Genomic DNA, 14,800 nt, shown 5'->3' on the forward strand with positions numbered 1-14,800 from the left:
CGTGACCATGCTCGTGATGACGGGGACCGGGACCGGAGTCGGCAAGACGGTCGCCACGGCGGCGATCGCGGCGCTGGCCCTCGCACAGGGACAGCGCGTCGCGGTGCTGAAACCGGCGCAGACCGGGGTGCTTCCCGGGGAGGCCGGTGACCTCGACGAGGTCGTCCGGCTGGTCGGCAAGGACGTCACCACCCGCGAGCTGCGCCGGTACCCGGATCCGCTGTCGCCGGAAGCCGCGGCCCGGCGCAGCGGCCTGCCCACCGTCGGGCCCGGCGAGATCGCCGCGGCCGCCGGCGAGCTCGACGCCCTCCACGACCTCACGCTCGTGGAGGGCGCGGGCGGGCTGCTGGTCCGCTTCGACCCGCAGGGCAGCGGCCTGGCCGACGTCGCTTGGTCGCTCGGCGCTCCGGTCGTCGTGGTCGCCGAAGCCGGGCTCGGCACGCTCAACGCGACCGCGCTCACCGCCGAGGTCGCGACGCGGCGCGGGCTGAACGTGGTCGGCGTCGTGATCGGGTCGTGGCCCGCGGAACCGGACCTGGCGGCGCTGGAAAACCTGCGTGACCTGCCGGTCGCGGCCGGGGCTCCGCTGCTCGGCGTGCTTCCGGCAGGGCTGGGTGAAGCGGACCACGATACGTTTGCCGAACAGGCGCGGACCGGGTTGTCGCCCTGGTTCGGCGGGCAGTTCGACCCTGAGGTGTTCACCGCCGAAGCAACCGCATCGCAATGACGTGAGCAGCCTCGCACCCCTGGCCGGCCCGGGCTCAGGCACGATGGCACGGTTCACGCGAACTGAGGAGTCAAAAGTGACCGCAGCCCCGCAGACGACCGGCGACGTTCTGGCCGTCGCCCGTGAGCAGGTGCTCGAGCGTGGGGAGGGGCTGTCCGAGCAGCAGGTCCTCGCGGTGCTGCAGCTGCCCGACGACCGCCTCGCCGACGCGCTGCAGCTCGCGCACGAGGTGCGGATGCGGTGGTGCGGGCCGGAGGTGGAGGTCGAGGGCATCATCAGCCTCAAGACCGGCGGCTGCCCCGAGGACTGTCACTTCTGCTCGCAGTCCGGCCGTTTTCCGACGCCCGTGCGGTCGGCCTGGCTGGACATCCCCGGCCTGGTCAAGGCCGCCCGGCAGACGCGGGAGACCGGGGCGAGCGAGTTCTGCATCGTGGCTGCCGTGCGCGGGCCGGACCAGCGGTTGCTGTCGCAGGTCCGCGAAGGGGTGCGGGCGATTCGCGAGGACGGCAACGACATCCAGATCGCCTGCTCGCTCGGCATGCTCACGCAGGAGCAGGTGGACGAGCTGGTCGAGATGGGTGTGCACCGCTACAACCACAACCTCGAGACGGCGCGTTCGCACTTCCCGGAGGTCGTCACCACGCACACGTGGGAAGAGCGCTGGGACACGCTGCGGATGGTCGGCGAGGCGGGCATGGAGGTGTGCTGCGGCGGGATCATCGGCATGGGCGAGACGGTGGAGCAGCGTGCGGAGTTCGCCGTGCAGCTGGTCGAGCTCGACCCGCACGAGGTGCCGATGAACTTCCTCATCCCGCAGCCCGGTACGCCTTACGAGCACTACGAAATCGTCGAGGGCCGCGACGCCTTGCGCACCATTGCGGCGTTCCGGCTCGCGATGCCGCGGACGATGCTGCGGTTCGCCGGCGGACGCGAGCTCACACTCGGCGACCTCGGGGCCGAAAAGGGCATGCTGGGCGGGATCAATGCGATCATCGTCGGCAACTACCTGACGAATCTGGGTCGTCCGGCGAACGCGGACCTGGAGATGCTCGAGGAGCTCAAGATGCCGGTGAAGGCGCTCAGTGACAGCCTCTGACGCACCGGCGTTCTGCGTCCACTGTGGACAGCCGGCGCCCGGCGGCGAGGACCACGAGGCGTGCCACAACCCGCGTACCGTGCTGGAACCGCCGCGGTACTGCCGGTTCTGCGCGCGGCGGATGGTGGTGCAGGTGACGCCGGTCGGCTGGACCGCGCGGTGCAGCAGGCACGGGGAGACCGCGAGCCGCGGATGACCCGGGCGGACGCGACCGGTTACGCTCGGTCCGCACACGCGCAGGGAAGGAGTCCGGGGTGGTCGAATCCGCGGGCAAGGCGGCACACCGGTCGTCGGCGGTCGCCGACACGTGGTCGGTGCCGGTGCTGTTCCCGCCGCAGCGTCCGCGGGTGGTGGTGAAGGCCGATCTGCTGCCTGCCGTGAGCGTGCTGTCCACTGCTGCGCTGCTGGGTATCCCGCTGGGCTGGCTGTGGTCGTTGCTGGCGCCGCCGCAGCAGGTGCGCGTGATCAGCGCGGACGGCCGGTTGGTGCCGCTGGAGCTCGAGAGCTGGCACCGGTTCGACGACCTCGCGGTGTTCGGGTTCCTGGCGATGGCTACCGGGTTGCTGATCGGGCTGGTGGTGTGGTTCCTGCGGGAGCGGCGGGGGCCGGTGGTGTTCGTGGCTGCAGTGGGTGGGGCGCTGCTGGCGGCGTGGCTGGGGACGCAGATGGGGCCTGCGTTTGCCAATGCCCGGTACTCGGTGGAGGCGCCGCCTGCGCTGGGTGCGGTGATTGCGCAGGCGCCTCGGCTGGAGTCCGGGTGGGTCGTTTTGGCGGCGCCGGTGCTGACTTGTTTGGTCTATGCGTTGATGACTGCTTGGAATGGGCGGGAGGATTTGGGTCGCCGTCTGGGGTGAGTTCGGCTCGGGGGAATTGTTGCGGTGGGGCACCCCGAAGCTTGATTGTGACGACGGTCTGGGGTTGCTTGTCAAGGCGGGAAAGATGCCTTGACAAGCAACCCCAGACCGTGTTTTGGCTTCGGATCGGGGTGCAGGGCCGGGTCTGGGTGCCCGGCCTCGTTGGGTGCGCGGGTGCGGCTGGGGTGGTGGAGGAAGAAAGGCTGTGAAGGGAACCTTGAGGGAATCTGATTCCGTGAAGGTGGCCTTCACGGACCTTTCAGTTCAAATCGGCGGGCTTGGTGAAACCGGCCAGTTCTGTGGGGGGTAGGGGGACTGCGCCGAGGGTTTCCAGGAAACCTGCCTCGCGGGTCAGCAGGCGGCAGGCGATGCGCAGGCGGCGCAGGGGGTGGGTTTCCTCCAGTAGCAGCTGGCGGTCTTCCAACGGTAGGAGGCAGTCTGCGGCCAGTTCGTACGCCAGGTCGGCCAGGTCGGCGTCGTCGTGGGGGGCTCGCCAGTCGTCGGCGTGCCAGGCTGCTTCGCAGTAGCGCTGGTGGGCCGCGCGGGCTACGTCGGCCAGCTGGTGGCCGGTGGCTTCCGCGGATGGCGGGACCGGGTCGTCCGGCAGCCATTCCACCACGGCCATCAGGTACGGCGCCGCTGCCGGGTGGAGTTCGCGCAGGAGGAAGCGGCGGGCGGCGCGGGTGACCACGTCGTAGCGGCCGTCGGGGAGGCGTTTTGCTTCGCGTAACACCGTGCTGCAGCCCACGCCGTACACATGGTCCAGACCACTGACCTCGCGGACGAGCGGGGCGCGCAGGGCGACCACGCCGAACTCCTGGCCGGGTACCACGCCGCTCACCAGGTCGGCGGTGAGCTGCCGGTAGCGCGGTTCGAAGATGTGCAGCGGCAGGTGGGTACCCGGGAGCAGGACGGTCTGCAGCGGGAACAACGGCAGGGTCGCCGTGTCGCTGGGGTGCTGCTCCGGCTCGGTCACGCGTCCACGGTACGGGTACCGGCGCGGCGGCGCAGTTCGTGTCACCGCCCCGGTGGGGGTTTCAGCACGGCGAACGGGTCGGTGATTTGCATGCCCTTGCCCGCGAAGGAAAACAGCGCCGCGGGACGGCCGCCTGCCCGGCCTGGGGTGGTCGTGTGCCCGGTGGGGACGAGCAGGCCGCGCCGCTGCAGTACGCGTTGCAGGTTGGTGGCCGACACCTTGTACCCCAGCGCCGCGGAATACAGCCCGCGCAGCGCGGAAACCGTGAACTCTTCCGGGGCCAGTGCGAAGCCCAGGTTGGTGTAGCTCAGCTTGGACCGCAGCCGGTCGCGGGCGCGCAGCACGATCGCCTCGTGGTCGAACGCCGTGCGGGGCAATGCGTCCACGTCGTGCCATTCGGTGTCCTCCGGGACCGCCGGGTCGACGTCGGAGGGGACCAGGCCGAGGAAGGCGGTCGCCACGACCCGTGGGCCCGGCACCCGGTCCGGCGCGCTGAACACCGAAAGCTGCTCGACGTGCTTGAGCTGGCGGACGTCGACCTTCTCCGCGAGCTGGCGCCGGATCGAGGTCTCGACGTCCTCGTCCGGGCGCAACCGGCCGCCGGGCAGCGACCAGCGGCCCAGGTGCGGGTCGAGTGCTCTGCGCCACAGCAGCACGCGCAGTGTGTCCGAGCGCACTTGAAGGACTGCTGCCAGAACCTCGTGGGCGAGGGGGGCCCTGGTGTTAAGATGACTTCGCACGGTTTTCGATTATAAGGCGAAAACCAGGCGGAGCGGAACCGGGGGCAGACCCGGTCCCGAGGTCGGTGAAGTTCGAGAGGGCCACGACATGACCACCACGCTTGATGCGGACCTGACTCCTTACGGCGGGGTCGAGGCGGACGCGGACTGGGCGGCGCGGGTACGGGAGCTCGCCACGAAACGCGACGCGGTGCTGCTCGCGCACAACTACCAGGTCCCGGAGATCCAGGACATCGCCGACTTCACCGGCGACTCCCTCGCGCTCAGCCGGATCGCGGCGAACAGTGACGCGTCCACGATCGTCTTCTGCGGCGTGCACTTCATGGCCGAGACGGCGAAGATCCTCGCGCCGGAGAAGACGGTGCTGATCCCCGACGCGCGGGCCGGCTGCTCGCTCGCCGATTCCATCACCGGCGAGCAGCTGCGCGCCTGGAAGGCCGAGCACCCGGGCGCGGTCGTGGTCTCCTACGTCAACACCACGGCCGAGGTGAAGGCCGAGACCGACATCTGCTGCACGTCGTCGAACGCGGTCGACGTGGTCGCCTCGATCCCGGCTGACCAGGAGGTTTTGTTCCTGCCCGACCAGTTCCTCGGCGCGCACGTCAAGCGCGTCACCGGGCGGGACAACGTGCACGTGTGGGCCGGAGAGTGCCACGTGCACGCGGGCATCAACGGCGCCGAGCTGGCCGCGCGCGCCGAGGAGGACCCGGACGCGGACCTGTTCATCCACCCCGAATGCGGGTGCGCGACGTCGGCGCTGTACCTGGCGGGCGAGGGCGCGGTGGCCCCGGAGCGGGTGAAGATCCTGTCCACCGGCGACATGGTGCACGCGGCGCGCGACACGAAGGCGCGGTCGGTGCTGGTGGCCACCGAGATCGGCATGATCCACCAGCTGCGCAAGGCCGCGCCGGAGATCGACTTCCGCGCGGTGAACGACCGGGCGTCGTGCCGGTACATGAAGATGATCACCCCCGCCGCGCTGCTGCGGTGCCTCACCGAGGGAGCCGACGAGGTGCACGTGGACGCGGAAACGGCGGCCCGGGCCCGCGCGTCGGTGCAGCGGATGATCGAGATTGGGCAGCCCGGCGGTGGGGAATGACCGGCCCGGTTAATGACCAACAGGCGAAAACCCCGCTGTGCCCACGCTGGGAGGCGCGCGCCGACCTGGTCGTGATCGGCAGCGGCGTCGCCGGGTTAACCGCGGCGCTGCGGGCCCGTGAGCTCGGGTTGCACGTCCTGGTGGTCACCAAGGCGGCGGTCGCGGACGGCAACACCCGCTGGGCACAGGGCGGCGTCGCCGTGGTGCTCGACGGCGAACGCGACGCGGACGACACCGTCGAGAAACACACGGCGGACACTCTCACCGCCGGGGCCGGGCTCTGCGATGAGGACGCCGTGCGGTCGATCCTTCTCGGCGGTCCGGCGGCGGTGAACGCGTTGCGCGCCAACGGTGCGGTGTTCGACCACGAGTCCGGCGGCCTGTCGCGGACCCGTGAGGGCGGGCACAGCGCGTTCCGCGTGATCCACGCGGGCGGCGACGCGACCGGCGCGGAGGTCGAGCGCACTCTGGTCGCGCAGGCCGGGGAGCGGCGGATTCCAGTGCTGGAGCACCACATTGCCGTCGACGCGCTGCGGACGCCCGCTGGCGAGGTGTCCGGCGTGACGGTGCTCGACCGCAATGGCGTACCGGGAGTCGTCCGGGCGTCCGCGGTGGTGCTGGCCAGCGGCGGGATCGGGCAGCTGTACCAGGCGACGTCCAATCCCGAGATCGCGACCGGTGACGGGCTGGCGCTCGCGCTGCGGGCCGGGGCGACGGTCGCGGACATCGAGTTCCTGCAGTTCCACCCCACGGTCCTGTTCACGCCGGGCGCGCGAGGGCGGTGTCCGCTCGTCACCGAGGCGGTGCGCGGCGAGGGTGGAACACTGGTCGACGGCGCTGGCGCCTCGGTGATGGCGGGCGTACATCCGCTGGGTGACCTGGCTCCGCGTGACGTTGTCGCAGCGGCGATCACCCGGCGGCAGGCGCTGGCGCCGGGCGGGATCGACGACCACGTTTTCCTTGACGCCACAGGAATTCCCGGCTTCGCGAAGCGGTTCCCCACGGTGTACGCGGCATGTCAGGCGCTGGGGATCGACCCGGCGGTGGACGGCATCCCGGTCACGCCTGCCGCGCATTTCTCGTGCGGCGGTGTGGTGACCACTGCGGACGGACGGTCGACTGTGCGCGGGCTGTACGCGGCGGGTGAGGTGGCTCGTACCGGTCTGCACGGGGCGAACCGGTTGGCGTCCAACAGTTTGCTCGAAGGTCTGGTGGTGGGGCAGCGGGCGGCCGAGGCCGTGGCTGCGGACCTTGCCGCCGGGCTGCTGCCGGACCCGTCGCGGGGCCGGTTGCCGGAGCGGACGTCGGCGCCTGCGGCGGAACGTGATGCGCTGCAACGGGTGATGAGCCGGTACGCGGCCATCGGGCGGGACGCCGACGGCCTCGCCGCCGCCGGGTCGGTGCTCGATTTGTCCACTCAGGACAGTCCGTTGTGGACGCACAAGGCCGTCGAGGACGCGGCACTTACCTTGGTGGCGCAGGCAATGCTTTCGGCGGCTGCGCTGCGGACGGAATCGCGAGGCTGTCACGTGCGGTCGGACTTCCCGGAACGGGACGAGAACAGGTGGCGCCGGAGCCAGGTGATCCGGCTGAGCCCGTCGGGGCAGCCGGTGCTGGCCGAGGCGGCGTCGCTGGAAGGAGTGGCATGAGCGGGGAGTTCTCGGCGCCGGTCGGGCGCGCGTTGACGGCGGCCGGGCTGGACCTGGCCGACGTGCGGCGCGTGGTGACCACTGCGCTGGAAGAGGATTTGCGGTACGGGCCGGATGCCACCACGGCGTCGACGGTTCCGGCCGGTGCGCGGGCGGTGGCCGAGCTGACGCCGCGCGTCGCCGGGGTGGTCGCCGGAGTGCCGGTGGCGCTGGCGGTGTTCGACGAGGTGCTGGGCGACGACTACGAGGTGGTGTCGATCCGCGAGGACGGTGCGCGCGCGGTCGCGGGGGAGCCGGTGCTCGTGCTCCGCGGCCTGGTGCGGGGATTGCTGACCGCCGAGCGGACGGCGTTGAACCTGCTGTGCCAGCTGTCCGGGGTTGCGACGGCGACGGCGGCGTGGGTGTCCGCGATCGCGGGAACCGGTGCTGCGGTACGGGATTCGCGCAAGACGACGCCCGGGTTGCGGTTGCTGCAGAAGTACGCGGTGCGGTGCGGTGGCGGCGTGAACCACCGGATGGGGCTCGGCGACGCGGTGCTGATCAAGGACAACCACGTGGTCGCCGCGGGTTCGGTGACGGCGGCGCTGGCGGCCGCGCGGGAACACGCGCCGCAGCTGCCGTGCGAGGTCGAGGTCGACGACCTGGTGCAGCTGGAGGAGGCTCTCGCCGCGGGCGCGGACGAGGTGCTGCTGGACAACTTCACGCCGGAGGAATGCGTAACGGCGGTCGCGCGGCGGGACGAGGTGTCGCCGAAGACGCGGCTCGAATCGTCGGGCGGGCTGACGCTCGACCGCGCGCGGGCGTACGCCTCGACCGGTGTGGACTACCTCTCGGTGGGTGGGTTGACGCATTCGTCACCCGCGCTGGATCTGGGGATGGACCTGCGCTGACGGGCCGTTAGCCGGTGCTGCTCCGCAGTGCATTCCGTTCGAGGTCGCGAAGAACGAGCTGACGCGGTCACCGGCGTCATGCTGGGCACGCCATCTGGAACCGGCGCGGCACGATGGACGAGGAGTTCCTGTTCTGGGACAACCAGACCCTCTACCGCCAGATCGGCATCGGCTGACGCGCTGAGGGAATTCTGAGAATTTTCCGGTAGTCCTGACGGGTCGGCCGGACTCCGGCCGTCCCGGTGCCGCCTCCCGGCTCGCCGACGAGGGGGCGGCGGGCCGGGAGGCGGTCTTCCGGTCAGACGCCTGCGGTCTGCTTGATCCAGTCGCGGCTGTTCGCGACGCTGGCGTAGTTCTGGACGCCATGCGGGTCGCTGCCGGAGTTCTCCCCGGTGGAGCACACGCCGACCTGGACGCCGTCGGCCAGCTGCGGACCACCGGAGTCACCGTGCCACGACGCGCCGGTGACGCCCTTGCTCGCGATTGCCTTGCCGTTGAAGGCATCCGTGCTGGAACCGGTCACCTTGACGTCGGCGGTCTTGAGCGTGGCCGAGGGCGGGCTGTCGTTCTCGGTGCGGCCCCAGCCGTAGATCTGGTTGGTGGCCCCGGTTTTGGGGTCGGCGTCGGCGAGCTTCATGAACGTGGTGTCGACGGCGGACTTGAGGTGCAGCAACGCAATGTCCCCGTCCGGCGACGCTTTCTGCTGGTCGACGGCAGCCTCGGTACCCTTGCCGAGCGCGACGTCGCCGACCTTGACGTGCATGCCGCCCTTGTTGAGGCAATGCTGCGCAGTGAGCACCCACTGCGACGCGATGATCGTGCCGGAACACTCGAAACCGCCGTTGTCGGTCACGTCGTCCCAGAAAACCTGTGCCCCCCAAGGCGCCGACTGCACGGTGCCGCCGCCGATGATCTGGGTGTCGGCACTGGCCGTCCCGGAGACCCCGAACACCAGCGCAGCCCCCGCGACCATCGCCGCCGCTTTCGCGTACCGCATGGAAAATCCCTCCGCTTCGGTAGTGATTTCCTGACCGTAGGTGTCTGGTGGAAATTCGGTAACCTACGGAAGTCGGGTAACGTCGGGCTCCGTGCGCGGAGGGGGACGGGACGAGCTGCCGGTCGGTTTCGGTGCCGCCGACGGAGATCATGTGGTGATCACCGTGCGCGGCCGGATGCATCCCGGCGCCACGGATTACTGGGACGGCAACTGGCTGATCAGCCCGATCGAGATCGCCGCGGGCTCACTGCGTGCGAGGATTCCCGCCGGGCTTCGCACCGAGGAGCTGCGGGCGTTCCGGGAAGAGCTCGCCGGGGCCGGCGTTGCGCGGTTGACGTCGCTGGAGGAGTGGCTGGAGCTGACCGTCACGGTGGGCCGGAAGCTCGACGTGGCCGGGGTGTCTGCCGGGCACGGGTCGTTCCGCATCACGGGGCTCGACCGGGCGCAGCTGCCCGGGATCATCGACGCGCTGGAGGAGGTCGAGGCCGCCTACCCGGTGCTCGGCAGCCCTCAGCAGTGCTGAGCCACCAAGGGATCGTGGTCGTACCGCAAGCTGGTGCGCCCGGCTGCGTGGATGAGGTTTTCCCAGAACCGGCCAGGCGTCAGCGGGGCGCGGACGGACTCCAGCATTTCCCGGTCGTGCGGGCAGGCCAGGGTGCGGCGGATGGCGTCCAAAGTGGACTGCCGGACGTCGCCGCGGGTGGCGAGGTCCGTGGTGGTTCCGCGGGCGGAGTCGGCGATGTCCCAGACCGTGCCGGCGTATTTGTTGTGGCCGATGCGCCTTCCGGGGTACGGGGTGGTGTGTGCGGCGATCGGGTTGGCCAGGCCGATCGGGTCGTGTACCCGGAAATCCAGCGGCAGCAGCATGCCGATGCCGCCGATGTTGAAGAACTCGCCCACGTCGTGTCCGGAGGTGGACGGATACGCGCTCCAGGTGCCTGACTGCGAGACGAAGTACACCTCCGGGCCGGGCGTCTCGGCGAGGTGCGCCTGTACGGTGTCGGCGATCGTGGTGAACTCGGCGAAGTCCTCGGCCAGGATGGGGTGCTGGCTGCCGCTCTCGTGGACGTAGAACTCGCGCTCGTCGGAGATTTCCTCGGTGGCGTTGACCGGTTTCGGCAGATTTGCGTAGTCCGTGCGGAGCCAGCCGGCGGCGATGAACGCGTACGCACCCAGCAACGCGGCGGGCAGCACCGTCGCGCGGGTCACGCGCACTGCCAGCACCGGGAGCAGCAGACACCACAGCGCAGGCAGCAGCATGCGTCCGTGCATGAAGTCGCCGCCTACGCGGATCACGTAAAACGCTTGCGCCAGACCAGCTACGACCGGGACCACGCACACCACCACGATCCGCCGGTCGACCCCGCGGCCGTGCAGCTGCAGCCCGGCCAGCGCGAGGCACAGCACGAGCGGAATCCACAGCCAGTACGGGTCGAAGAAGTCCGCCAGGTAGGCGAATCCCTTGTCCCACATGGTGTTCGACGCTTCCTTGACCAGCGCGGTGTTGGGCGTGAGCAGGCCGTAGTAGCCCATCCGGAAGATTTGGTACGCCACCGGCAACGCAGCGGCCGCCGCGAGCCAGCCGACGGCCGGGCGCCAGCCGCGCCATTCCAGGACGAGCAGCCCGATCCCCGCGCACAGACTGAACAACGCCAGGTCCGGCCGGACGAGCACACCCAGCCCGATCAGCACCGCGGTCAGCCACGCCGGACCGGCCGCGAGCCGCCGGGCGCGGCGGACGAGCAGCCACCAGACCGCGCCGATCCACAGCGTGATCAGGCCCGTTTCGAGGCCGGAAGTCGCGAAATCGCGGAACGGCGGCAACGCGATCAGCACCAGCGCCCCGGCCGGCAGCACGAACGTGCCGCGCTCGGGAGCGACGAGCCGGCGCGTGCCGTCGAGGGCGAGCAGCATCCCGCCGGTCGAGCACAGCAGTCCCAGCACCACCGCGAGCCACTCCAGGCGCACGCCGGGAATCCAGCCGAAGGCGGTGAGCAGGTACGTCCAGAGGGTGCTCGTGTTGGCCTCGACCCGCTCGCCGATGTTGAACACCGGACCGTTGCCCGCGAGCAGCTGCCGGACGGTCCGCAGCACGATGAGCCCGTCGTCGGCCATCCAGCGGCGGTTCCACGCCAGCACCCCGAACACCACCACCGGCCCGAGCACCGCGAGCCGGTTCCACCATGCCGCCGGCACCCACCGCGGGGTGACGGCGCCGGGTCTCTCGGGCAGAACGGTGGTCATGACGGGCTCCTCCCCGGAAAGCTTGCCGGGCCGGAACCGCTCCACCAGCGAGGGTGCCCGTCCGGCGAGCTTAACCGAGGCGATCTTGCGTACCGGCGGGGTGGTCGGCGAATGGCTTGCGGTGGACGGAAAACCGGACATTCCGGAGCCGGCCGGTCAGCGGTTGAGCGGGCTGGCGCCCTTCAACGTCCGCAGTACCGGCGCAGTTTCGCAGGATCTGATGCCGCGCAATGCGCCGAGGCGGTGGGTCAGGTACCGGTGCAGCGCGGGAGCGTCCGGGCTGAGGGCGTGCGCGAGCAGGTTTGTCGGGCCGGTTGTCGCGGCTACCACGGCCAGTTCCCGGTGCGTGGCCAGCTCTCGCGCGACCGCGTCGAGGTCGGCCGGGGCGACGGCCATCCACAGCAGGGCTTGCGTGGTCGCACCGAAGAGGCGGACGTCGATTTCCACGTCCAGGTACAGGGTTCCGGCGGCGCGCAGGCCCGCGATGCGGCGGGCGACCGTCGCGGCCGACCAGCCGGTGATGGCGGCCAGGTCGGTCTGGCCCAATCGGCCGTCGCGCTGCAATGCGATGAGCAGAGGTTCGTCGGCGGGGGTGAGGTCGGCGTGCGGCGAATCGTGGCCGTCCGGCTCGAGCTGCCGTTGCTGGGCCTCGGTGAGGACGTCGGCGCGGCCCAGCCAGGCAGTCGGGCCGCCGTGGTACAGGTGCAGCAGCTGGTGCGCGGACACGCCGGTGATGCCCGTCGTGCGCGGGATGTCACGCAGCAGCAGGCCGTGATCGGGCACCGGATCGGTTCGCGCGATCACGCAGATTTCCGTGCCCCCGCCCGCGAGCTTGACCCACGTCGTGTCGGTGCGGCGGACGAGCGCGTCGGCCACCCGCTGCGCGACCGCGGGTACCACGGTGAGCCGCACGAACCACAGCTCCTGACCGGCCCGGTGCGGTTCGGCGAGCCCGACGACGCGCAGCCCAGCCTCCGCGCGCAACCGCCGGTACCGGCGCGTGACGGTCTGCGTCGACACGCCCAGCACGTCGCCGATCCGCGCGAACGGTGCCCGGCCGTCGATCTGGAGCGCGTGGACGAGGGCGCGGTCGAGTTCGTCGTGCATGGAATGATTCTGCACCCACGGGGTGAAGATGGAAGCTTCCCGAGAGATTGGCCCGATGGATGGAAGGTGGGCAGGCAACGGCGCATTCTCGTGCCCATGGACGGATCACGCCGCTGGGCCGCGCTCGCGGTCCTGCTCGTCGCGGAAGCGATGAACCTCCTGGACACCACCATCGTCCAGGTCGCCGCCCCCGCCGTGTACGCCGAACTGGGCGGCTCCGCGGGTACGATTTCCTTCTACACCGCCGGATACACGTTGCCCTTCGCGTTGTTCCTGATCACCGGTGGACGCCTGGGTGACGTCATCGGGCGACGGCGCACGTTCCGGCTCGGGGTGACCGGTTTCGTCGTCGCCTCCGCCCTCTGCGCGGCAGCCACGACCCCGGCTTTTCTGCTCGTTTTCCGCGTGCTGCAAGGGACTTTCGCGGCGCTGGTGATCCCGCAGACGATCGGGCTGATCCGCGTTCTGTTCGACGGCCCGGCTCGCGCCCGCGCTCTCGGCACCATCGGCCCGGTGATGGGCCTGGCCGCGGTGAGCGGGCCGGTGCTCGGCGGTCTCCTGACGCATGCCTGGTCCTGGCGTGCGGTGTTCCTGGTGAACGTCCCGCTGGGGCTCGCCGTGCTCGTCGCGTCCGGGCTGCTCGTGGAGGACCGCGCGGCCACCCGCCCGCGGCTCGACCTCACCGGAACCGCCCTCGTCGCGCTCGGCGCCGGACTGGTCGTCTACCCGCTTCTGACGCACTGGAACGGGTACCTCGTCGCCGCGGGAGTCGTGACCCTCGCGGTTTTCGTCGTGCACCAACGGGTTCGCGGCAACCTGATCGAGCGGAGCCTGTTCCGGGACGGCGGTTTCCCGGCCGCGCTGGTGACGTCGCTGTTGTTCTTCGCCGTGATGACCGGCCTGACGCAGGTCATGGTGTTGTGGTTGCAGCTGACCGAAAACGTCGACGTGCGCACGGCCGGTCTCACGCTGCTGCCGTGGTCGTGCGGGCTGGCAGTTTCGTCCCTGGTGGCCGGACAGTGGCTCGTTCCGCGTTACGGAACCAGGATCCTGTACACCGGGGTGGGACTGCTGACCGTCGGTGTCATCGGCTTGATCTTCCTCCGGCCGGTCCTGGTTCCGCTGGGGGTCGCCGGATTGGGTACGGGATTGTTCACGGTTCCGTTCTTCACGGCGGCGCTGGACCGCGTCCGACCGGCGGAAACCGGGTCGGCTTCGGGGTTGCTGAACGCGGTGCAGCAGCTGGGTGGGACGGTCGGCGTCTCGGTGCTGACCGCGGTTTTCCTTGCCTCGGGCCTGACGGCGGCGTGCTGGACGGCGGTCGCGCTCGTTGTGGCGGCCGGGGTGGCCGCGGCCGGGCGGTTGGCGTAGGTCAGAGACGGCGGTTGGCCAGCGCTCCGGTCGCCGTCCGGGCCTTGGCGGCCGTGCCGGGGTCTACGTCGACCAGCAGCGTCTCCACCCCGGCCCCCGCTTGCGCGCTGACCCGGCCGAAACCGTCGGCGACCAGGGAGTACCCGATCCCGGTCGGGGCTTTCGGGTTGACCTCCACCCCGGTCACCGCCGGGTCGGCCTGGCCGCAGGCCGCGATCCAGCAGCCCGAGTCGAGGGCGCGTGCCCGGACCAGCACCTCCCACTGCTCGCGTTTGCCCTCGCCCGCGCCCCACGACGCCGGGACGGCCACCACGTCCGCGCCGTCGTCGGCGAGACGGCGGAACAGCTCGGGAAACCGCAGGTCGTAGCAGGTCGCGACGCCGAAGACGGTGCCGTCGGCCTCGAACGTGACCGGGCTCGACCCCGGCGCGACGGTGTCCGATTCGGCGAACCCGAACGCGTCGTACAGGTGGATCTTGTCGTAGCCCAGATGCTGGCCGAGGCCGGTGACCAGCAGCGTGTTGTACACGCGCCCGTTGTCGGCCGGGGTGAACATGCCTGCGATCACCAGTACGTCGAGCTCCCGCGCGATCTCGGCCACCGCCGTCGCCCACGGTCCGTCCAGCGGCTGCGCGGCCGGCGCGAGCGGCCTGCCGAACCGCGCCATCGCCGCCTCGGGGAACACGACGATCCGCGCGCCGCCCGCCGCCGCGGCCTCGGCGCCGGAGCGAACGAGTTTCAGGTTCTCCTCCGCCTCGTCGCCCGAGTTGAGCTGGCACAACGCGATCCGGGGCACTGGTGGCCTCCTCGTCCGGGGACAGCGGGTCACCACCGAGTATCCCTGCCGGGCGCGCGCACGCCACCTCGTACCCTTGACTCATGTTGAACCGCACCGACCTGCGTGGACAGGTCCCGTCTGTTGCCGAGCTGCGTGCTGCGCTTCCGCGTGCCGAGTACGACGTGGAGGTGGCGGTGCATCAGGTGCGGCCGGTGGTGGAGGCGGTGCGCGACCGTGGGGTGGCGGCGGTGCTGGAGTTCACCGAGCGGTTC

15 protein-coding genes and 1 pseudogene are annotated in these 14,800 nt (G+C 70.7%); 10 read left to right on the plus strand and 6 right to left on the minus strand.

Annotation, left to right across the window (positions count from 1 at the left end; genetic code table 11):
• The first annotated feature begins 7 nt into the window (after nt 1–7).
• The 4 genes from bioD to OO71_RS41600 all read left to right on the plus strand — a co-directional run bounded on the left by bioD (nt 8) and on the right by OO71_RS41600 (nt 2,677).
• Nucleotides 8–727, plus strand: a complete 720-nt coding sequence (gene bioD / locus OO71_RS41585; RefSeq protein WP_245633952.1) for a dethiobiotin synthase — start codon at nt 8–10, stop codon at nt 725–727.
• 76 nt (nt 728–803) lie between these two features.
• Complete coding sequence (bioB, locus tag OO71_RS41590; protein WP_033295580.1) at nt 804–1,823, plus strand: biotin synthase BioB; 1,020 nt, start codon at nt 804–806, stop codon at nt 1,821–1,823.
• Entirely contained in the window at nt 1,810–2,019 is a 210-nt protein-coding gene (bsaP, locus tag OO71_RS41595) for a biotin synthase auxiliary protein BsaP (RefSeq protein WP_033295581.1), read from the plus strand. The genes bioB and bsaP overlap by 14 nt, the downstream gene beginning before the upstream one ends.
• 58 nt (nt 2,020–2,077) lie before the next feature.
• Nucleotides 2,078–2,677: a DUF2567 domain-containing protein gene (locus tag OO71_RS41600; RefSeq protein WP_033295582.1), complete on the plus strand. Its 600-nt coding sequence runs from the start codon at nt 2,078–2,080 to the stop codon at nt 2,675–2,677.
• A gap of 259 nt (nt 2,678–2,936) precedes the next feature.
• Here OO71_RS41600 and OO71_RS41605 read toward each other — a convergent pair whose 3' ends face one another.
• Together OO71_RS41605 and OO71_RS41610 are read right to left on the minus strand one after the other, a co-directional pair.
• Nucleotides 2,937–3,653 carry an LON peptidase substrate-binding domain-containing protein gene (locus tag OO71_RS41605; protein WP_033295583.1) on the minus strand — a complete coding sequence of 239 codons (717 nt, stop codon included), beginning with the start codon at nt 3,651–3,653 and terminating at the stop codon, nt 2,937–2,939.
• Between the two features lie 41 nt (nt 3,654–3,694).
• The gene (locus tag OO71_RS41610) at nt 3,695–4,348 is read right to left on the minus strand and encodes an NUDIX hydrolase (RefSeq protein WP_281178530.1); all 654 of its coding nucleotides are present in this window, start codon (nt 4,346–4,348) and stop codon (nt 3,695–3,697) included.
• Nucleotides 4,349–4,481: 133 nt separating this feature from the next.
• On the opposite strand from OO71_RS41610, the gene nadA reads away from it, so the two are divergent.
• From nadA to nadC, 3 genes are read left to right on the plus strand one after another with little or no spacing between them, the layout of a single operon-like run.
• On the plus strand, nt 4,482–5,492 hold the full coding sequence (nadA, locus tag OO71_RS41615) for a quinolinate synthase NadA (RefSeq protein ID WP_033295585.1): 1,011 nt from the start codon (nt 4,482–4,484) through the stop codon (nt 5,490–5,492).
• Nucleotides 5,489–7,141 (plus strand): L-aspartate oxidase, encoded by a 1,653-nt coding sequence (locus tag OO71_RS41620; protein ID WP_211260823.1) that lies wholly within the window; start codon nt 5,489–5,491, stop codon nt 7,139–7,141. Before nadA ends, OO71_RS41620 begins: the two co-directional genes overlap by 4 nt.
• Complete coding sequence (gene nadC, locus OO71_RS41625; RefSeq protein ID WP_033295586.1) at nt 7,138–8,031, plus strand: carboxylating nicotinate-nucleotide diphosphorylase; 894 nt, start codon at nt 7,138–7,140, stop codon at nt 8,029–8,031. The genes OO71_RS41620 and nadC overlap by 4 nt, the downstream gene beginning before the upstream one ends.
• Before the next feature lie 298 nt (nt 8,032–8,329).
• Here nadC and OO71_RS41630 read toward each other — a convergent pair whose 3' ends face one another.
• Nucleotides 8,330–9,028, minus strand: a complete 699-nt coding sequence (locus OO71_RS41630) for a S1 family peptidase (protein WP_051792962.1) — start codon at nt 9,026–9,028, stop codon at nt 8,330–8,332.
• Between the two features lie 91 nt (nt 9,029–9,119).
• On the opposite strand from OO71_RS41630, the gene OO71_RS41635 reads away from it, so the two are divergent.
• Entirely contained in the window at nt 9,120–9,551 is a 432-nt protein-coding gene (locus tag OO71_RS41635) for a WapI family immunity protein (protein ID WP_211260824.1), read from the plus strand.
• Here OO71_RS41635 and OO71_RS41640 read toward each other — a convergent pair.
• Both OO71_RS41640 and OO71_RS41645 read right to left on the minus strand, forming a co-directional pair.
• Nucleotides 9,539–11,272: an arabinofuranosyltransferase AftB family protein gene (locus OO71_RS41640; protein WP_245633951.1), complete on the minus strand. Its 1,734-nt coding sequence runs from the start codon at nt 11,270–11,272 to the stop codon at nt 9,539–9,541. The genes OO71_RS41635 and OO71_RS41640 overlap by 13 nt on opposite strands.
• A 156-nt stretch (nt 11,273–11,428) precedes the next feature.
• A complete protein-coding gene (locus OO71_RS41645) occupies nt 11,429–12,379 on the minus strand; it encodes an Lrp/AsnC family transcriptional regulator (RefSeq protein ID WP_033295587.1) in 951 nt (316 codons plus the stop codon).
• 96 nt (nt 12,380–12,475) lie between these two features.
• On the opposite strand from OO71_RS41645, the gene OO71_RS41650 reads away from it, so the two are divergent.
• Nucleotides 12,476–13,750, plus strand: coding sequence for an MFS transporter (locus tag OO71_RS41650; RefSeq protein WP_033295588.1), 1,275 nt, complete (start codon nt 12,476–12,478; stop codon nt 13,748–13,750).
• A 1-nt stretch (nt 13,751) separates the two neighbouring features.
• Here the strand turns inward: OO71_RS41650 and OO71_RS41655 are convergent, their stop codons facing one another.
• Nucleotides 13,752–14,546: a carbon-nitrogen hydrolase family protein gene (locus OO71_RS41655; protein ID WP_033295589.1), complete on the minus strand. Its 795-nt coding sequence runs from the start codon at nt 14,544–14,546 to the stop codon at nt 13,752–13,754.
• Nucleotides 14,547–14,629: 83 nt separating this feature from the next.
• On the opposite strand from OO71_RS41655, the pseudogene OO71_RS52725 reads away from it, so the two are divergent.
• Nucleotides 14,630–14,800 (plus strand): annotated as a pseudogene (locus OO71_RS52725) (histidinol dehydrogenase); the annotation flags it as partial.

The sequence above is a fragment of the Amycolatopsis jejuensis genome (assembly GCF_000717335.1).
Lineage (GTDB): Bacteria > Actinomycetota > Actinomycetes > Mycobacteriales > Pseudonocardiaceae > Amycolatopsis > Amycolatopsis jejuensis.